Origin of the sequence: Amycolatopsis sp. ATCC 39116 (genome assembly GCF_000231075.2) — a bacterium.
Classification (GTDB): domain Bacteria; phylum Actinomycetota; class Actinomycetes; order Mycobacteriales; family Pseudonocardiaceae; genus Amycolatopsis_E; species Amycolatopsis_E tucumanensis.
This window is the reverse complement of sequence record NZ_AFWY03000005.1, coordinates 261,946-279,159: the sequence shown is the minus strand read 5'-3', so window position 1 is coordinate 279,159 and position 17,214 is coordinate 261,946. Positions and strand designations below refer to the sequence as shown.

Genomic DNA, 17,214 nt, shown 5'->3' with positions numbered 1-17,214 from the left:
TGCACTGTGGTCGGCGGAAACTTCGTGAGAGCAAGGGGAAATCATGCCGTGGGACATCCGCGAGTCGGTGCGCCTGGACGATGTCGAGCTGGCCTACCGCGTCGTCGGTGACGGGCCCGAGCCCGCCGTGCTGGTGCACGGCTGGCCGCAGACGCACGCCTGCTGGCGGCACGTGGTGGAGCCGCTCAGCCGGGGGCGCACCCTCATCGTCCCGGACCTGCGTGGGTACGGGGACTCGGGTCTGGCGCGGTCGGGGGAGTACGACAAGCGCGCCACCGCCGCAGACCTGAGTGCCCTGATCCACCACCTCGGGTTCTCCTCGGCGGTGGTGATCGGCCACGATCGCGGCGCCCGCGTCGCGCACCGCTGGGCCCTGGACCACCCGTCGGACATCAACGCCCTGGTGCTGCTGGACATCCTGCCGACCAGGGTCGTCATGGACACCTTCGACCGCGACTCGGCGAGCGCGATGTGGCACTGGTTCTTCCACCGGAACCCGGAGCTGGCGGCGACGCTGGTCGCCGGGAACGTGGAGGCGTATCTGCGGCACTTCTTCGCCCGCGTCCTCGAATCCGGCGCCGTGGACGCGGAGACGTTCCACCACTATGTCGCCGCGTTCAGCGACCCGGGCCACCTGCGGGCGTCCTTCGAGGACTACCGCACCGGCTTCTCGACCGATCTCGACCGCGACCAGGCCGATCACGCGCGGGGATTGCGGGTGCGGGCTCCGCTGCTCCTGCTGTGGGGCGCCGAGGGCGGCCTCGGCGGGACCGACGTGGTGCGCGTCTGGCAGGAGCACCACGCCGATCCCGCCGCCGTGCGCGGCCACGCCGTCCCGGGCGGCCACTACGTCCCCGAGGAAGCGCCCGGGGACGTGGTGGCCGCCGTGGAGGCGTTCCTCGCCCGGCGGTGAGTCACACCGCGGTCAGCCCGCCGTCGACCAGGACCTCCACGCCGGTCACGTAGGAGGCCTCGTCACTGGCGAGGAAGAGGACGACGTCGGCGACCTCCCGCACCTCGCCGGCCCGCTTCATCGGCACCCCGTCGAGTTGCCTGGCCCGCCACACCGGGTCGGCCGAGCCGCGGGAGGTCCGCATCGGCGGGAGCATCCCCGGAGCGACCGCGTTGACCCGGATCCCGTCGTCGGCGTAGTGCACGGCGGCGGTCCGGGTCATCGACTTCACGGCGGCCTTGGACGCCCCGTAGCCGAGGTGCACGCCGAGCTGGCCGATCGAGGCCGAGATCGAGGACAGGTTGACGATCGAGCCGCCGCCGGAGCGGGCCATCGCGGCGGCGCCGTGCTTGATGCCGAGGAACACACCCTTGGCGTTGACCAGCATGAGCTGGTCGAAGAACGCAGTGCTGGTGAGGTCGGGATCGAAGGTGCCGCTGATCCCGGCGTTGTTGACCAGCACGTCGAGCCGGCCGAACTCCGCGACGATCTCGTCGATCCCGGTGGTCCATGAATCCTCGTCGGTGACGTCCAGGTGCAGGTAACGCGCCCGCCCGCCGCCGGCCTCGATCTCCTTGACCACGGCCGCGCCGTCGTCGTCGTTGATGTCGGCGACCACCACGGCGGCGCCCTCCCGGGCGAAGGTCGTGGCGGTGGCGCGGCCCATGCCGCTGGAGGCGCCGGTGATCAGCGCGGTCTTGTTGCGCAGTCGCATGATCGGGGTCCCTTCGTGAGGCTGCTCAGCTGCGGGCGGAGACGCGTCCGGAGACGGGCTCGCCTGCCGGTGTGCGCGCCCGCCTGCCCTTGACGATGACGGCCAGGATGCACACGGCGCCCGGGATGAGCAGCGAGAGGAACACCTGGTGGTAGTTGAGGCCGGCGGCCACGAGCACCGTGCCGATGGCCGCTCCGCCGATGGCGCCGAACCGGGCGACGCCGGTCGCCCAGCTGGTTCCGGTGGCGCGGATGCTCGTGGGGTAGAAGGCGGCGCCGATGATCGGGAAGGCGGTGCCGCAGGTGTTGGTGAACATGCCCATCACGAACATCAGCGTCCCGAGCACCAGCACGTTCGGCGGCGCGACGGCCACGAGCACGAACATCACCGAAGCGCACCCCATGGCGGCGACGACCGTGCGGTGCATGCCGAAGCGGTCCATCGCCGACCCGATCCCGAGGTTGCCCAGCGTGCCCCCCGCCTGCAGCAGCAGGCCCATCGTGGCGGCCGCGGTCAGGGAGAAACCGATGTCGGTCATCAGAATGGGCATCCAGCTGTTCGTCAGGTACACGATGAAGAACGCTGCGCTGAAGCCGATCCAGATCATGGCGGTCCCCAGCCGGAACCGGCGGGCCACCAGCCCGGCGACCCGGACCTTCGCGTCGACGGCAGGCTCGTTGAGGGCGAACCGGGTGCCGGGCGGGAAGTTCTCCGGCACGATCCGGTTCACCAGGCCCAGCAGCTCGGCCTCCCGCCCGGCCTGGCGGGCGAGGTACTTCGGCGACTCCGGCAGCGCGAAGTAGACGACCACGGCGTAGGCGATGGGCAGGACACCGGCGAGGACCAGGGCCCAGTGCCAGCTCGCGACCTCCACGACGAGGCTGGTGAGGAACCCGGCGATCGCGCCGCCGAGGGTGTGGCCGCAGTAGGTGAGCGCCATCATCGTGCCGCGGCGCCGCACGGGAGCGTACTCGGACACCAGCGTCGTCGCGTTGGGCAGCGCGGCGCCGAGACCGAAGCCGGTGAGCAGCCGGAGGATCGAGAACCACACCACGTTCGGGGCCAGCGCGGTCGCCGCGCACATCACCCCGAAGAACACCATCGAGGCGAGGATGATCTTGCGCCGGCCGATGCGGTCCGCGATCGGCCCGGCGACCAGTGACCCCAGCGCCATGCCGAGCAGCCCGCTGGTGATCACCGGTCCGAGCTGGGCCTTGGACAGGCCCCAATCGGCGAGCAGCGGCGGGCCGATGTAGGCGACGACGGCGAGGTCCAGGCCGTCGAGGACCACCACGCCCAGGCAGAGCAGCAGGACTTTGCGTTGCAGGGGCCCGACTTTGTTGCGGTCGATGACGTGTTGCAGGTCGAGACTGGTCACGTGTCCTCCGTTGGACAGGAGCCGGTGAGTGCGTTGCCGAGCAGGACCCGCAGGTCGTGTTCCGTCACCGGCCGGGGATTGGCGTAGGGCGCGGACAACGCCTGTGTCACCACGGTGTCCACACCGTCCTCCGGCATCCCGAGCGACTTCAGGGACATGTCGGCGCCGAGGTCGTCGGCGAGGCGGAACAGGTGCGCGGCCGGATCGCCGGCGCCGAACGCGTTCCGCAGTGCGGCCCGTGCGCGGGGTGCGGCCGGGAGGTTGAACGCGAGAACGTGCGGGAGCACCGCGGTGTGGGTTTCGGCGTGCGGGAGGTCGAAGGTGCCGCCGAGGATGTGGCACAGCTTGTGGTGCAACGACATCGTGGTCGCGCCCAGCACGCTGCCGGCGAGCCACGCGCCGTAGAGGGCCTCGGACCGGGCGTCGAGATCGTGCGGATCGGCGACGACCCGGGGGAGTGCGGCGGCGAGGGCGCGTGCCGACTCCGCCGCCATCAACGCCGTGATCGGTGAGCCGTCGGGCGCGTAGAGCGCTTCGGCGGCGTGGGCGAGGGCGTTGACGCCGCTGGTGACCGACAGGGACGTCGGCAGGGTGAGGGTCAGCCGCGGGTCGTAGACCACAGTGGACGGCAGGACACGGGGATCGCGGCCGGTGGTCTTGCGGCCGCCGTCGGTCAGGCCCCAGATCGGCGTCATCTCCGACCCGGCGTAGGTGGTGGGCACCGCGACGACGGGCAGGCCGGTGTCTTTCGCGATCGCCTTGGCCAGGCCGATCGCGGAGCCGCCACCGATGGCGAGACAGCCGTCGGCATCGATCTCCCGGCTGCGGGCGACCGCCGTCGCCGCGACCGCGACCGGCACGTGCGAGGTCGCGTGCGGGTGCAGTGCCGCGACACGGCCGTCGAACGGGGAGGTGAGCTCGGCGGCCAGTTCCGCCTGTTCCGGGGTGCACACCACGATCAGCCGGCGCAGGCCCAGCCGCTCGACCTCTCCGGCCAGCCGGCTCGCCGCACCCACCGCGAAGACGACCCGGCCGGGACGGCTCTCGTGCACGAAGTCGCGGGTCATGACCGCACCCGGTCCAGGATGATGTCGAACTCGATCAGCCGGAACGGGTTCGCGACCCCGTAGCGCCGGGCGCGATCCGGGTCGTCGACGTCGGTGACGGGCCGGATCAGCGACTCCTTGACCCCGAACACCGTGTCGGAGTCCAGGTACGGGCTGCCCTCGACGAACACGTGGGTGGTGAGCGGGGCATGGCCGGGGGCGTCGGCGATGACATGGATGTGCGCGGGCCGGTTCGGGTGCCGTTTGGTGGCGGTGAGCAGCCGCCCGACCGGTCCGTCGTCCGGGATCGGGTAGTAGCGGGGCACCACGGTGCGCAGCCAGAACCGGCCGTCGTCGTCCGTGACGAACAGCCCCCGCAGGTTCCGGTCGGGCTGCACGCCGGGTTGCTGCACGTCGTAGTACCCGGCGCCGTTGGCCTGCCACACGTCGACCCGCGCGCCCGGCAGCGGGGTGCCGTCGGCGGAGCGGACCTGCCCGGCGAACACGCACGGCTCACCGTTGCCGTCGAGCGAGATGTTCGCGCCGAGCTCGCGTGGCGGGGAGTCGACCATGTGGAACGGGCCGAGGACCGTCGTGTCGGTAGCGGCGGCGGATTTCCGGTTGTTGATCGCGTCGACCAGCATCGACACGCCGAGCACGTCGGAGAGCAGGACGAACTCCTGCCGGGTGTCGTCGCACATGTGGCCGGTCGCGGTGAGGAAATCGATCGCCTGCTGCCACTCCGCGTCGGTGAGCTCGACGTCCTTGACGAACGCGTGCAGGTGCTCCACGAGGCTCGTCAGGACCTGCTTCACCCGCGGATCCGGAGTGTCGGCGAAGCTCTCCGCGACGACCTCCGCCGACGTTTCCTCGGAAAACCCGGTCATCGGCTCTCCTCGAGATTGGTCGTCCACTCCGGCGCGTCCAGACCGGCGCGGCCGAGGACCTCGGCGCCCGCGGCGAAGGCGAGCCGGGCCGACTCCTCGGCGGGGCGGGCGTCGAGGTCGTCGGAGAAGACCTCCACCGACACCGGCGCGGTGACGCCACGGTCGCGCAGGGCGCCGAGCACGGCGAGCGTGTCCCCGGCGCCGCGGCCGGGGAGCAGCCGCCGGTGGCGGGCCTCCTCGGTCATGTCGCGATCCGGTTCGGGCCGCACGTCGCACAGCTGCACCGTGATGATCTTGCTGGCGGGAATGCCGTCGAGATCGCCGGGCGTGGCACCGGAACGGAACCAGTGCCACAGGTCGAGCGTGATCCCGCCGTTGCGCCGGTCCGCGGCGGCGACCACCTCCCACACCTGGGCGAGCGTGCGGACGTGGCTGTAGGGCAGGAACTCGAAACCGACCAGCACGCCGTGCTCGGCGGCGCGGTCGCACAGCGCTCCGAACGGCTTCACCAGGTCCGCGAGCGGGTGCGCCTGGAACATCGGCACGTTGAGGTGCCGTATCCCGATCCGGTCGGCGAGCCGGAACATGGCCTCCTCCGCCGGATCCGCGCCCAGCGCCCAGTCCCAGTTGTGCTCCACTTCGAGCACCCGCAGACCGTGCCGGTCCAGCAGGTCGCGGATCTGCCCGTCGGACAGGTCCGTGCCGAGGTAGTCGCTCACCCGCAGCCCGATGCCGGTGAACCCGGCCTGGGCGGCGGCTGCCACGCGGGTGGGCAGGTCCGCCGTGCGCAGCGTGCTGGCGCTGCAGTTGAGGTGTTTCATGCTCATCCCTTGCTCACTTCGCCCGCGGTGGCCGAGCCCGCGAGCCACTTGGCGCCCTCGTCGTAGAGGCGGAGCACCGCTTCGCCGGTGAGTCCGGGCAGCCCGGTCTTGACCGTGAACCCGGCCTTGGTCTGCAGGTACGCCAGGTGGCGGTACCCGGAGGGGAACCGGTTCAACAGTGCGGTGTCGAGCTCCAGGCGCGCGGCCGGGTCGACGGGGTCGAGCCGGTCCTTTTCGTAGATCGGCTGCCTGCGCACGATCGTCCACTGGCCCTCGTGGCGGCAGCAGAAGTCGTAGAACCGGCCGGTGCACACCACGTCGGCCTCGACCCCGTCGACGCTCGCGCGCTGGCTGATGGTCATCTTCGTCTGGACGACGGCCCGGTCGCCGTGCACGTCGGCGCTGTGCCCGCCGAGGAAGTGCAGGATGTTCACGCCACGGTCGAACCCTTCGCGGCTGACCGCGATGAACTCCGCGGCCGGGCCCTGGAACCAGGTGGCGGTCATCCACCCCTGCGTCGGGTGCCAGACCGTCGCGAAGCGGTCCCAGTCCCCGGCGTCGCGCCAGACGACCCAGTTGTCGACCAGTTCGCGCAGTTCCAGCCTGTCTTCGAGGCTTGTCGGCACGTCTTGCAACCCCCTTGTCATCGGATCGTCGGCGCCAGCTGAGTGCCGGCGGCGACGTGGATCACTTCGCCCGTGATGGCGCGGGCGCGGTCGGACACCAGAAAGGCCACGGCGTTCGCGACGTCCGCCGGTTCCACGAGCCTGCCCAGCGGGGAGGCGGCGGCGAACCGGCCGGTGTAGTCGTCGAGGAACTCCGGATCGGCCTTCTGGACGTTGAACGCGGTGTGCACGAAGCTCGGCGCGACCACGTTGACCGTCACCCCGAGCGGGCCCAGCTCGCGGCAGGCCACCCGGGTCAGCCCGACGAGTCCCGCCTTCGACGCGGAGTACGCCGGGGTCCAGCCGCCGCCGAGCCACACGCGTGAGCCGATCGACACCACCCGGCCGCCGCCCTGCCGCCGCCACAGCGGAACGCAGTGCTTCATCAGCAGCACCGGCCCGGTCAGGTTGACCTGCAAGGTCGCCTGCCAGGTTTCGAGGTCCAGGTCCGCCACGGTGTGCGGCGGTTCGATCCCGGCGTTGTTCACCAGCGCGTCGACCCGGCCCCAGGTGGCGTCGACCTGCTCGACGGCGGCCTGGACGGATCCTTCGTCGGTGACGTCGGCCTCGATGCCCAGGACCTCGCCGGTGTACTGATCCGCGGCTTCCTTCGCGCCGCGGCGGTCCAGCAGCGCGACCCGGAAGCCGTCGGCGAGCAGGGCCGTGGCGATGGCCGTGCCCATGCCGCCGGCGCCACCGGTCACGATCGCGACGGGCGCGGTCACGACGCGTGCTCCGCCGCGACCTTGACGATCGTGTCGGCCACGGCGCCGGGCATCGACAGCATCGGGGAGTGGCTCGATTCGAGCTCGCTCACCGAACCCACCCTGGCGGCCATCTTGCGCTGGACCTCCGGCGTGCAGGCCCGGTCGAGCGTGCAGACGACGAAGTGGGCGGGGACCGTGCGCCAGGCCGCGCGGGAGACGACCGCGGTTCTGGCGTCGGCGTGCTCGGGGGTGAGGCGTGCGGCCGCGTCTGCCGCGTCGGACGGCGTGCAGTCGTGGTAGAAGGCGTGGCGTGCGGTGTCCGGGTCGATGACCAGGTAGTCGCCGATCTGGCGGATGTCGTCCTTGCCCGCCTGGGAACCGGCTTCGGCGTCGTTGACGGAGGCGACCGACTCCCCGGGTTCCAGGCAGAACGCGCTCAGGTAGATCAGGGCGCGCACGCCCGCGGCGTCGCCGACCTCGGTGAGCAGGGCGCCGGAGTAGGAGTGGCCGACGAGCACGATGTCGCCGGGGATGCCGGCGAGCACGCGGACGAGGTGGTCGCAGTGCCCGCGGAACGTCGGATCACCCGGGGTCCGGTCCTTGCCGGGCAGCGTGACAGTGACGCAGGGGTAGCCGTCGGCTTCGAGCAGGGGCGCGACGCGGTCCCAGGCCCAGCCGCCGTGCCACATCCCGTGCACGAGGACGATCGTGGGTCGGTCGGTCATGACGCGGTCCTTCCGGTCAGTTCTTTGTCTGCTGTGGACACCGTGGTGTCCCGGGTGCGGAGGGCGTAGGTGAGCGCGATCCCGGCGACGTAGATGCCGGCGATCACCCAGAGCGTCCCGGAGACGCCGATCGGCGCCACCAGCCCGGCGAAGACGGGTCCCATGAACTGGCTGACCCCCGCGCCGAGGTTGAGGATCGCGACGGCGCCGCCCACCCGGTGCGGGGCCAGGGCGGGCAGGATCGCCGAGAGGGGAACGAATCCGGAGAGCGCGGCGCCGTAGACGATCGCGATCACGAGAATGGCCCAGAAGTTCGGGCCCAGCAGCGCCGGCACGTAGTAGAAGGCGGGCACGCTGAGGGCGCACAGGAAACCGCCGAACCACGCCACCGTCCGGACGCGCCCGATCTTGTCCCCGACATAGCCGAAGAGCACGTTGGCGAGGATGTTGGTCAGCAGCATGGTGCCCCACACCGTCTGCCATTCCGGAGTGGACAGTCCCACGTCGCGGACCATGAACGTGCCCAGGAACACGACGAAGGCGTAGAACCCGAGGGTGTTGATCATCCGGACGATCCCGCCGATGCCCACCTTGGGCCGTTCGACGACGACGGTGACGGCGCCGAGGACGGTGCGCAGGCTGGCCCTGACGCCGGCGGGCTGTTGCGGGCGGGCCTTGACCAGGAACGCGAGCAGGATCCCGCCGGCGCCGATGAACGCGAGCGAGGTGACCAGGGTGGCGAACTCGCCGATCAGCGGGATGACGGCGCCCGCGTAGTAGGAGCTGATCACGCCGAGGCCGAGCACGAAGAAGAACCAGTACCAGCCCACGGCCTTGCCCATCACCGACTCCGGCGTGTCCATCGCCACCCAGACGAGGAAGCCGTAGGAGAACAGCGGATAGCCCAGGCCGCGGACGCCGAAGCTGATCAGCATGAACGTGAAGTCGCCCTGGGCCAGCGCGACCAGGAAGGCGACCTCGAAGACCACCCAGATTGCGAACCCGGCGAACATCACCCGCCGGGGGCCGAACGCCTCGGCCAGCGCACCGGACAACCAGGCGGCGACGGCGACGACGAACCCGTAGACGCTCCACAGCAGCGAGGTCTGGCCCGGGCCGAAGCCGTGCTCGGCGAGGTAGGGGGACAGGAATCCGGATTCGATCCCGTCGCCGATCATGAACAACGTGAGCGCCACGAACCCCCAGCGCAGGTGCGGGACGATGCCCTGGCGTGTCCAGAACCCGCTCACCGGTTCGTCCACCCAGTGACACGGCGGGCACACGCCCGGTCGGTGTTCCTCATGCTCAGAACCTCCTCGTTCTGCTCCGGTGTGGCGGGAACGTAGGGATCCTGCGGCCCGTGCGTCCTCCGGCGCCAGACGTGATTGCCGCCCAGTGGCAATCGCCCGTACATTGACGGCATGGCGGGCCGAACGAACACGCCCGGTCAGTCGGTGTCCCGGCGGCTGCTGACCGTGCTCGACTGCTTCGACGTGGCACATCCGGCGCTCACGCTCACCGAGGTGGCCACCCGCAGCGGTCTGCCCATCTCGACCGCGCGCCGGCTCATCACCGAGCTCCGCGAGTGGGGCGGGCTGGAACGCCTCGACGACGGCCGGTACCGCATCGGGATGCGCTTGTGGACGATCGGCACCCTTGCCCCCCAGCAGCGCGGGCTGCGGGAGGCCGCCCTGCCCTACATGCACGACCTCTTCCAGGCGACCCAGGAGAACCTCCAGCTCACGGTCCTGGAGGGCACGCAGGCGCTGTGCATCGAGAAGATCTCCAGCACCAAGGCCGTGCCGACCCGGACGGAAGTCGGTGGCCGCCTGCCGCTGCACGCGACCGGCGTCGGCAAGGTCTTCCTGGCCTTCTCCGGAAAAGACCTGCTCCGGTCGGTCGTCGAGGCGGGCCTGGCGCGGATGACCCCGCACACCATCACCCAGCCCGGACGGCTCGCGGCCACGCTGGAGGAGGTCCGCAAGACCGGGGTCGCCTACTCCTACGAGGAGATGACGCTGGGCGCGGTGTCGGTCGCCGCGCCGATCCTCGGCCTGGACGGCCAAGTCCGCGCCGCGCTCGGCATCGTGGCGCATTCAAGGGCGGCCGTCGACCGGCTCGCCCCCGCCGTGCGCACCGCCGCGCTCGGCATCGCCCGCTGGGCCGGGTGAGCCCGGGCCGAACCTCTGTCCAGAGTGGAAGGGTGATCATCGCCGCCGACGGCGGGTCACGATTCCGGCTGCGCGGCGGCGAGTGAGTCGGTGGCGGGACTTGCGAGCGTCGCGGCGCGGAATGCGGTGACGGTGTCTCGGTGGTCGTTTCGCCGGCTGGCGATGGCCACGACGGGGTCGGGTCCTTCGAGTGGCAGGTAACGCACCCCGGGGTGGGGGTAGAAGCGGGTGGCGGGTTCGCCGTGGAACCCGATCCGGCCGGTGGTGGCGACCGCGGCCGCGACGTGGGCGGGGGAGCGGACCTCGACGTCGCGCCGGGTGGGTGCGCCGTTCCAGTCCGCCAGTCCTGGCTGGCCGACCAGCTTCACGCGGGGCAGGTCGGCGATGTCGGCCGCGCTGAGGCGCCCGGCGCCGGCGAGTTCCGATTCGGCCGGCACGACCGCGCAGCGTGCGGTGTTCATCACCGGCTCGACGAGGAGGTCGTCGGCTCCGCCGACGTCGTGCAGGACCGCGACGTCGACCTCCCCGGTGCGCACGGCGTCGTACTGCGTCGTCCAGTCCAGTTCCCGGTAGGACAGTTCGAGTTCCGGGTGGTGCGCGGCCAGCAGGGTGCGCGTGGCGGCCCACCGGTCGGCCAGACCGAACCCGAGCACCCCGACGCGCAGGACCGGCTCCGCGTGATCCCCTTCGGCGGTGCGCATGAGCTCGTCCATCTCCGCCAGCACCCGGCGCGCACGGGGCAGGAACCGTTCCCCCGCCGGGGTGAGTGCGACGCGGCGGCTCGTGCGCTCGAACAGCTTCACGCCGAGCTCGCGCTCCAGCTCCTGGATGCGCCTGCCGAACGGCTGCGCCGCGATGTAGTGGGCACGCGCGGCGCGGCCGAAGTGCAGTTCCTCGGCCAAGGTGAGGGCGTACCGCAACGACCGGACGTCCATGTCCCAGCACCTCTTCCAGATCGACGCGACCCGCTCGCCGGGATCACAACCGATTCGGCACATGTTCCTGCGCGCCGGGCCAGCCATGCTGCTGCCAAGCAACGACGCTCGGAGGACATTATGAGCTCACATCGCACCCTCGTCCGCAACGGTCACATCCTCACGATGGATCCCGCGCTCGGGGATTTCCCGGCGGGTGACGTGCTGATCGAGGACGGCGCGATCGTGGCCGTCGGGCCCTCGCTGCCGGTGACCGACGCCGAGATCCTGGACGCGACCGGGCACCTGGTGCTGCCGGGCCTGATCGACACGCACCGGCACACCTGGCAGTCCCTGGTCCGCGGCATCTGCGGGGACTGGACTCTCGCCGACTACTACTTCGGCATCCGGCTCGGCGTGTCACCCGCCTACACCGCTGGCGACGTCCGGCTCGGCAACTTCTACGGCGGGATCGACGCCCTGAACGCCGGGGTCACCACCCTGCTGGACTTCTCGCACTGCAACAACACTCCCGACCACTCCGACGGTGCGGTGCGCGGGCTTCAGGAGGCCGGGATCCGCGCGGCGTTCTGCTACGGGTTCTTCGAGAGTTCGCCGGAGGCGAGCCGGTTCGGCGAGCACGAGGCGCGGGTGGCGGACTTCCACCGCATCGCCGACACCTACTTCGCCTCGGACGGTTTGCTCACCCTGGGCGTGTCGCTGTCGGAGATCTTCGGGTTGCCGTGGGAGCACACCGTCGCCGAGCTGGCCGCGGCCCGTGAGCGCCGGGCGCTGCTGGTCAATCACGCCGGCTGCGTGTTCGGCAGCGTGCTGGCCACCGGGATCACCGAGATGGAGGCACTCGGGCTGCTCGGGCCGGACATGGTCCACGTGCACTGCTGCAGCTTCGGCGACGCCGAGTGGGAGGCGATCGCCCGCACCGGCGGGAAGGTGTCGATCTCGGTGGAGACCGAGCTGAACATGGGCTTCGGCCGTCCCGTCTTCGACCGCTGCCGCCGGCACGGGGTGCGGCCGACCCTGTCCGCCGACGTCGTCTCGCTCAACAGCGGCGACCTGTGGCACGAGCTGCGCTACGGCCTCGGCTTCGCCCGCGCGGAGGCCGACCTGCCGGTCAACACCGCGGGCGCGATGCCCGGCTCCGTCACCTACACGGCGCGGGAGGCGCTGGACTGGAGCACCGTCAACGCCGCGGAGGCCCTCGGACTCGGGGACAAGATCGGCTCGCTGACGCCGGGCAAGCGGGCCGACCTGATGCTGGTCGGCGGCCCCGCGCTCGAGCAGCACCCGCGCGTGGACCCCTACGCGACGCTCGTTTTCCAGACCACGGCCGCCGACGTGCGTACCGTGCTCGTGGACGGCCGGGTCGTCAAGCGCGACGGTGTGCTGGAGGTGGCCGATCTGGCCGCGGTCACCGCGCAGGCCGACTCGGCGGCCGACCGGATCCTCGGCAGGCTCCGTGACGCCGGACGCGCTCTTCCCGGTACCCCGGAGGGGGCGTGGGCCGCGGTCGAGCCGGCGGCCCGCGAGTTCCACGAGCAGGCGGTGCGGGAAGCGAAGAACAAGGGAGGACGGCACCTGTGAAATGGGTGACCTACGAGGCCGGCGCCGGTGCGCGCACCGGTGTGCTCGACGGTGATGCGGTTCGCGGGCTTCGCCCCGGCATCGACCTGCTGACGCTCGTTCAGAGCGGCTCCGAGGCGCTGGCGGAGGCGGGGGAGGCCGCTCGTCGTGCCCCGGAGGAGGTCCGTCCGCTCGACGAGGTTCGGTTGCTCGCGCCGCTGCCGCGTCCGCCGTCGGTGCGTGACGGGTTGTGCTTCCTGGACCACCTGCGCGGCTGTTACCGCGCGCTCGGGCGCAGCGAGGAACTGCACCCGGCGTGGTCCGAGGCGCCGGCGTTCTACTTCGGCAACGCAGCCTCGGTCGTCGGGCCGCACGACCCGGTCCCGGTCGCGCCCGGCTCCCGCATGTTCGACCTGGAGCTCGAGGTGGGTGTGGTGATTGGGCGCGGCGGGCGGGACCTGCACCCGGCCGGCGCGGAGGACCACATCCTGGGGTACACGCTGTTCAACGACTGGACCGCTCGTGATCACCAGCTGCACGACCTGGCGACGGGCATCGGCATGGGCAAGAGCAAGGACAGTGCCCTCACGCTCGGGCCCGCGCTGGTCACCGTGGACGAGCTGGCGGAGTACCGCGTGGACGGACGGCTCGCCATCGAGCTGTGGGCCACGGTCAACGACCAGGAGATCACCCGCGGCCGCCTCGACCGGATGGACTGGACGTTCGGCGAGCTGCTCGCCTACGTCTCCCGCGGCGTGGATCTCGCGCCGGGGGACGTGATCGGTTCCGGGACCGTGCCCGGCGGTTGCCTGCTCGAGCATGTCGACACCCCGGACCTGGCCGGTTTCACCGGCTGGCTGCGGCCCGGCGACGTCGTGTCCCTGCACGGGCAGGGACTCGGCTCGACCCGGCAGACCGTCGTCGAGGGGACCGGTGTCATTCCGTTGCGGCCGTGCCGGCCGGAAGGAGAAGTTTGATGCGCAGATTCGTCGACATTTCCGCGCCCCTGCGGGCCGGAATCGCGTCCGACCCCCCGGGGCTCACACCGGAGATCGAGTACCAGTCACACGCGCAGACCGCCAAGGACCTCCTGGCATTCTTTCCCGGCGCGACCGTCGACGACCTGCCCGACGGCGAGGGCTGGGCGTCCGAATGGGTGCGGCTGACCACCCACAACGGCACGCATCTCGACGCGCCTTATCACTATTCGGCCACCATGAACGGCGGCGATCGCGCGATGACCATTGACGAGGTTCCCCTGGAGTGGTGCCTGCAACCGGGTGTGAAGCTCGATTTCCGTCACTTCCCCGACGGTTACGTGGCGACCGCGGCCGACGTCGAGGCCGAGCTCGAGCGCATCGGGCACGAGCTCTCGCCCCTGGAGATCGTCGTGGTCAACACGAGCGCCGGTGAGCGCTACGGCCAGGACGACTACGTGTCCTCCGGCTGCGGCATGGGCCGGGACGCGACGCTGTACCTGCTCGAACGGGGCGTGCGTCTCACCGGAACCGACGCGTGGAGCTGGGACGCCCCCTTCGTGCACACCGCCGCCCGGTACGCGGCCGAGCAGGACGCCTCGATCATCTGGGAGGGACACCGGGCAGGCCGGGAGATCGGTTATTGCCACCTCGAGAAACTGCACGACCTCGAGCAGTTGCCCGCCACGGGGTTCGAGATTTCGTGCTTCCCGGTCAAGGTGCACGCCGCCTCCGCCGGCTGGACCCGCGCGGTGGCCATCTTCGACTCCTGAGCCGCTCACCCGGTTCGCCAGGGGCGTGCGCCCGGCGAAGGTCTGGACGCGCGCCCCGCGGGTGCTCGGCGGGGCGCGCGGCCGGTCACACGCGCTTGGCCAGCAGGTGTTCGACGAACCAGTCCCGGGCCGGCGGCGCCGAGCACTCGAATCCGGGTCCGTGGTAGGCGTCGAAGTGGCCGCCCGGGATCAGGACCAGCTTCTTCGGGTGCAGGGCCTCCTCGTAGACCTGCGTGGCCAGCTGCCCGTCGGCCAGCCGGTCCAGCGGTGCGACGATCATGAGCAGCGGCGTCGGCGCGATCAGCGGCGCCCAGCGTCCTGGCTCGTACCCGCGCAGGAACTCCATCGACAGCAGCGTGACCTCGTTGCGCCACTCCGGAGCCCGCTGCCGCGCGGTGGTCGTGCACCACTCGTAGGCGTCCGGGGTCGGCAGGGCGGCCGCACCGGCCGGATCGGTCGTCACCACCGGCAGCATCGACGGCTCCGCGCCGGCCAGCCGGGCCCGGCGCTCGGCCGCGAACACCGCGTCCATCTCGGCCCAGCGGTCGATCCGGATCAGCTCCTTGAACGCCATCGACCCCGACACCGGCGGAACCTGGCTCACCACGGCCTTCACCCGGCGGTCGATGCCGGCCACGACGAGGGCGTGCCCGCCGGCGTAGCTGGAACCCCACAGGCCGATCCGCTCGGCGTCCACCTCCGGCCGCGACTGCGCGTAGGTGATCGCGTGCTGCACGAACCGGACCTGCTGCCACGGGTCGATCTCCAGCCGCGGGCACCCGGGCACGGCGTCACTGGCGCCGAATCCGGGGTGGTCGTACACCAGGCACGCCAGCCCGGCCGCCTGGAACAACTCGGCGTAGCTGTCCAGGTACATCTCCTTGACGCCGGAGAACCCGTGCTGCAGCACCACACACGGCGCCTCGCCGGTCGCTCCCTCCGCCGGGTAGAACCAGCCGCGCAGCGTCGCGCCCTGCGCGGTGAACTCGATGTCCTCACGTGCCACGAAATCCTCCTCGATCCACAGCGGCTACGCCGATCAGCCTGGCCCGGGCGCCGCCGCCAGCGCCTGCATCTGCCTGCCAGCCGGTGGCCCATTCGTGCCGGCCCCGGCCCGGTGGTCGCGTGGGGTGCACCCGTAGCGCGCGCGGAAGGCGCGCGTGAAGTGGCTGGCGTCGGCGAAACCCCAGCGCAGGGCGATGTCGGCGATCGGGTCCGCGCCGGTGGCGAGGTCCCGGCGCGCGCGGGCGAGGCGGCGGTCGCGGACGAACGCCGCCACCGTCGTCCCGGCTTCGGCGAAGACCCGGTACACGCTGCGCACCGACATGCCGTGTGCGGCGGCGATCGCCGCCGGGGTGACCTCGCCCGACGCCAGGTGCCGTTCGATCCATGCCTCCATCAACGCCAGCGGGGCGGGCGCCGAGTCGTGCTGGGCCGCCGCCGAGAACAGGTCCAGCGCCGCGGACCGGGCTGTGGCTAGTTCCGCAGGACCCAGCCGGTCCAGCGTGCGGGACAGGACGCCGAGGTAGCCGGTGAACAGCCGGACCGCGGGTGCCGACCCGTCGAGCACGACTGTCCGGAACAGACGGTGCCCGCCGGGCACGTCGGCGAGCGCGGCCAGCGGGACGATGAGGGTCTGCTTCCGCTGCGGCGCGTGCACTTCGAACCGGGCCGGGCGGTCGCTGCGCCACACCACCACGTCGCCCGGCCGGAGGTCGGCGGTGGTGTCGCCGAGCGCGACCGTTTCCCGCCCGCGCCGGACGACCATCACCCCCAGGTACGGGCGTCCGGTGCGGGCGGCGCGGCGCGGCCCCCGGCGGCCGCTGCACGGGTCGCAGGCGGTCTCCACGAGGACGACGTCGTCGATGCGCCGCCGCCGGATCGAGGCCCGGAACGACTCCGCCGGCCTGCCGAGCCGCACCGCCATGTCGACGTGCGTCTCGGCGACCAGCTCCTCGAACCGGGTCTCGCGTTCGGCGGCGGGCACCGCGGTGAGGTCGTGGAAGTCAGCCATGCGGGATCTTGAACGGCTGGGTGGCGCCGGCGTCGAGCACCATGGTGGTGCCGGTGACGTGGCGGGACTCGTCGGAGGCCAGGTACAGGACGGCGTTGCTGATGTCGTCCACGTCGAGCCACGGGATCGGCAGCGCGTTGAGCGCCTTCATGCCGACGGCGGCCTGCTCCCGGGTCGCGCCGTCGATGCCGCCGAGGAACAGCTTCCAGGACGCCTCGTTCGCCACCATCGGGGTGTCCACAGTGGCCGGGTGGATGGAGTTGACGCGGATGTGGTGCGGCGCCAGCTCGATCGCGAGCACCCGCATCAGCCCGGTGACGCCGTGTTTGGCGGCGGTGTAGTGGGCCAGGTTGGGGAAGCCGATCAGGCCGGCGATCGAGCTGGTCAGGATGATCGAGCCGCCGCGGCCGCGCTCCACCATGGACGGTGCCGTGGCCCGGACCGTCGTCCACACGCCGGTGAGGTTGATGTCGAGGACGTCGTGCCACATCTGCTCGCTGAGGTCCAGTGCGGACCCGAAGCTCGCGATGCCGGCGTTGGCGCAGACGACGTCGATGCCGCCGAAGCGGGACAGCCCTTCCTCGACGACCCGTTGCAGGGCGGCGAGATCCCGGACGTCGGCCTGCCGCGCCAGCACCCGCCCGCCGAGTTCCTCGACGCGCTTGGCGGTTTCGGCCAGGTCCGCGTCGGTCGCCCCGTCGTAGGGCGTGGTGCCGACGCTCTCACACAGGTCGACGGCGATGATGTCCGCGCCTTCCCCGGCCAGGCGCAGCGCGTGCGCGCGTCCCTGGCCGCGGGCGGCTCCGGTGATGAAGGCGACTTTGCCTTCGGCTCGCTTCATGGGTGTCCTCCACGGATCGGGGTGACCGTCAGCGTGACCGCGACGCC

18 protein-coding genes are annotated in these 17,214 nt (G+C 71.5%); 5 read left to right on the top strand and 13 right to left on the bottom strand.

The window, feature by feature from the left end; all coding sequences use genetic code 11:
* Positions 1-43 precede the first annotated feature (43 nt).
* Complete coding sequence (locus AMY39116_RS0308950) at positions 44-913, top strand: alpha/beta hydrolase (RefSeq protein ID WP_020417354.1); 870 nt, start codon at positions 44-46, stop codon at positions 911-913.
* A gap of 1 nt (position 914) precedes the next feature.
* Here the strand turns inward: AMY39116_RS0308950 and AMY39116_RS0308945 are convergent, their stop codons facing one another.
* Genes AMY39116_RS0308945 through AMY39116_RS0308905 form a run of 9 tightly spaced genes read right to left on the bottom strand, consistent with a single transcriptional unit; the run spans position 915 to position 9,158 of the window.
* Positions 915-1,667: an SDR family NAD(P)-dependent oxidoreductase gene (locus tag AMY39116_RS0308945; protein ID WP_020417353.1), complete on the bottom strand. Its 753-nt coding sequence runs from the start codon at positions 1,665-1,667 to the stop codon at positions 915-917.
* A gap of 25 nt (positions 1,668-1,692) precedes the next feature.
* Positions 1,693-3,045 carry an aromatic acid/H+ symport family MFS transporter gene (locus AMY39116_RS42565; protein WP_020417352.1) on the bottom strand — a complete coding sequence of 451 codons (1,353 nt, stop codon included), beginning with the start codon at positions 3,043-3,045 and terminating at the stop codon, positions 1,693-1,695.
* Positions 3,042-4,112, bottom strand: coding sequence for a maleylacetate reductase (locus AMY39116_RS0308935; protein ID WP_020417351.1), 1,071 nt, complete (start codon positions 4,110-4,112; stop codon positions 3,042-3,044). Before AMY39116_RS0308935 ends, AMY39116_RS42565 begins: the two co-directional genes overlap by 4 nt.
* Positions 4,109-4,978: an intradiol ring-cleavage dioxygenase gene (locus AMY39116_RS0308930; protein ID WP_020417350.1), complete on the bottom strand. Its 870-nt coding sequence runs from the start codon at positions 4,976-4,978 to the stop codon at positions 4,109-4,111. Before AMY39116_RS0308930 ends, AMY39116_RS0308935 begins: the two co-directional genes overlap by 4 nt.
* A complete protein-coding gene (locus tag AMY39116_RS42560; RefSeq protein ID WP_020417349.1) occupies positions 4,975-5,805 on the bottom strand; it encodes a sugar phosphate isomerase/epimerase in 831 nt (276 codons plus the stop codon). Before AMY39116_RS42560 ends, AMY39116_RS0308930 begins: the two co-directional genes overlap by 4 nt.
* Complete coding sequence (locus tag AMY39116_RS0308920) at positions 5,802-6,425, bottom strand: nuclear transport factor 2 family protein (protein WP_020417348.1); 624 nt, start codon at positions 6,423-6,425, stop codon at positions 5,802-5,804. Before AMY39116_RS0308920 ends, AMY39116_RS42560 begins: the two co-directional genes overlap by 4 nt.
* 17 nt (positions 6,426-6,442) lie before the next feature.
* Complete coding sequence (locus tag AMY39116_RS0308915; RefSeq protein WP_020417347.1) at positions 6,443-7,189, bottom strand: SDR family NAD(P)-dependent oxidoreductase; 747 nt, start codon at positions 7,187-7,189, stop codon at positions 6,443-6,445.
* Positions 7,186-7,896: an alpha/beta fold hydrolase gene (locus tag AMY39116_RS44645; protein ID WP_020417346.1), complete on the bottom strand. Its 711-nt coding sequence runs from the start codon at positions 7,894-7,896 to the stop codon at positions 7,186-7,188. The genes AMY39116_RS0308915 and AMY39116_RS44645 overlap by 4 nt, the downstream gene beginning before the upstream one ends.
* Complete coding sequence (locus AMY39116_RS0308905) at positions 7,893-9,158, bottom strand: MFS transporter (protein ID WP_020417345.1); 1,266 nt, start codon at positions 9,156-9,158, stop codon at positions 7,893-7,895. The genes AMY39116_RS44645 and AMY39116_RS0308905 overlap by 4 nt, the downstream gene beginning before the upstream one ends.
* Positions 9,159-9,317: 159 nt before the next feature.
* Here AMY39116_RS0308905 and AMY39116_RS0308900 point away from each other — a divergent pair, with 159 nt between their 5' ends.
* The gene (locus tag AMY39116_RS0308900) at positions 9,318-10,067 is read left to right on the top strand and encodes an IclR family transcriptional regulator (protein WP_027935772.1); all 750 of its coding nucleotides are present in this window, start codon (positions 9,318-9,320) and stop codon (positions 10,065-10,067) included.
* 56 nt (positions 10,068-10,123) lie between these two features.
* On the opposite strand, the gene AMY39116_RS0308895 is transcribed toward AMY39116_RS0308900, so the two are convergent.
* On the bottom strand, positions 10,124-11,002 hold the full coding sequence (locus tag AMY39116_RS0308895; RefSeq protein WP_020417343.1) for a LysR family transcriptional regulator: 879 nt from the start codon (positions 11,000-11,002) through the stop codon (positions 10,124-10,126).
* A gap of 120 nt (positions 11,003-11,122) precedes the next feature.
* On the opposite strand from AMY39116_RS0308895, the gene AMY39116_RS0308890 reads away from it, so the two are divergent.
* The 3 genes from AMY39116_RS0308890 to AMY39116_RS0308880 are packed head-to-tail and all read left to right on the top strand — an operon-like array spanning position 11,123 to position 14,312.
* Complete coding sequence (locus AMY39116_RS0308890) at positions 11,123-12,583, top strand: amidohydrolase family protein (protein WP_020417342.1); 1,461 nt, start codon at positions 11,123-11,125, stop codon at positions 12,581-12,583.
* On the top strand, positions 12,580-13,539 hold the full coding sequence (locus AMY39116_RS0308885) for a fumarylacetoacetate hydrolase family protein (protein ID WP_020417341.1): 960 nt from the start codon (positions 12,580-12,582) through the stop codon (positions 13,537-13,539). The genes AMY39116_RS0308890 and AMY39116_RS0308885 overlap by 4 nt, the downstream gene beginning before the upstream one ends.
* Entirely contained in the window at positions 13,539-14,312 is a 774-nt protein-coding gene (locus AMY39116_RS0308880) for a cyclase family protein (protein ID WP_020417340.1), read from the top strand. The genes AMY39116_RS0308885 and AMY39116_RS0308880 overlap by 1 nt, the downstream gene beginning before the upstream one ends.
* 85 nt (positions 14,313-14,397) lie before the next feature.
* On the opposite strand, the gene AMY39116_RS0308875 is transcribed toward AMY39116_RS0308880, so the two are convergent.
* The 3 genes from AMY39116_RS0308875 to AMY39116_RS0308865 are packed head-to-tail and all read right to left on the bottom strand — an operon-like array spanning position 14,398 to position 17,167.
* On the bottom strand, positions 14,398-15,318 hold the full coding sequence (locus AMY39116_RS0308875; protein ID WP_020417339.1) for an alpha/beta hydrolase: 921 nt from the start codon (positions 15,316-15,318) through the stop codon (positions 14,398-14,400).
* A 33-nt stretch (positions 15,319-15,351) separates the two neighbouring features.
* Complete coding sequence (locus AMY39116_RS0308870; RefSeq protein WP_020417338.1) at positions 15,352-16,326, bottom strand: helix-turn-helix domain-containing protein; 975 nt, start codon at positions 16,324-16,326, stop codon at positions 15,352-15,354.
* On the bottom strand, positions 16,319-17,167 hold the full coding sequence (locus AMY39116_RS0308865; RefSeq protein ID WP_020417337.1) for a mycofactocin-coupled SDR family oxidoreductase: 849 nt from the start codon (positions 17,165-17,167) through the stop codon (positions 16,319-16,321). Before AMY39116_RS0308865 ends, AMY39116_RS0308870 begins: the two co-directional genes overlap by 8 nt.
* Positions 17,168-17,214 lie beyond the last annotated feature (47 nt).

Excerpts from the sequence above, each read along its gene's own strand:
- AMY39116_RS0308930 (WP_020417350.1), bottom strand. The coding sequence starts at position 4,978 with ATGACCGGGTTTTCCGAGGAAACGTCGGCGGAGGTCGTCGCGGAGAGC.
- AMY39116_RS0308890 (WP_020417342.1), top strand. The coding sequence starts at position 11,123 with ATGAGCTCACATCGCACCCTCGTCCGCAACGGTCACATCCTCACGATG.
- AMY39116_RS0308935 (WP_020417351.1), bottom strand. The coding sequence starts at position 4,112 with ATGACCCGCGACTTCGTGCACGAGAGCCGTCCCGGCCGGGTCGTCTTC.
- AMY39116_RS0308895 (WP_020417343.1), bottom strand. The coding sequence starts at position 11,002 with ATGGACGTCCGGTCGTTGCGGTACGCCCTCACCTTGGCCGAGGAACTG.
- AMY39116_RS42560 (WP_020417349.1), bottom strand. The coding sequence starts at position 5,805 with ATGAGCATGAAACACCTCAACTGCAGCGCCAGCACGCTGCGCACGGCG.
- AMY39116_RS0308870 (WP_020417338.1), bottom strand. The coding sequence starts at position 16,326 with ATGGCTGACTTCCACGACCTCACCGCGGTGCCCGCCGCCGAACGCGAG.
- AMY39116_RS0308880 (WP_020417340.1), top strand. The coding sequence starts at position 13,539 with ATGCGCAGATTCGTCGACATTTCCGCGCCCCTGCGGGCCGGAATCGCG.
- AMY39116_RS0308945 (WP_020417353.1), bottom strand. The coding sequence starts at position 1,667 with ATGCGACTGCGCAACAAGACCGCGCTGATCACCGGCGCCTCCAGCGGC.
- AMY39116_RS0308900 (WP_027935772.1), top strand. The coding sequence starts at position 9,318 with ATGGCGGGCCGAACGAACACGCCCGGTCAGTCGGTGTCCCGGCGGCTG.
- AMY39116_RS44645 (WP_020417346.1), bottom strand. The coding sequence starts at position 7,896 with ATGACCGACCGACCCACGATCGTCCTCGTGCACGGGATGTGGCACGGC.
- AMY39116_RS0308865 (WP_020417337.1), bottom strand. The coding sequence starts at position 17,167 with ATGAAGCGAGCCGAAGGCAAAGTCGCCTTCATCACCGGAGCCGCCCGC.
- AMY39116_RS0308950 (WP_020417354.1), top strand. The coding sequence starts at position 44 with ATGCCGTGGGACATCCGCGAGTCGGTGCGCCTGGACGATGTCGAGCTG.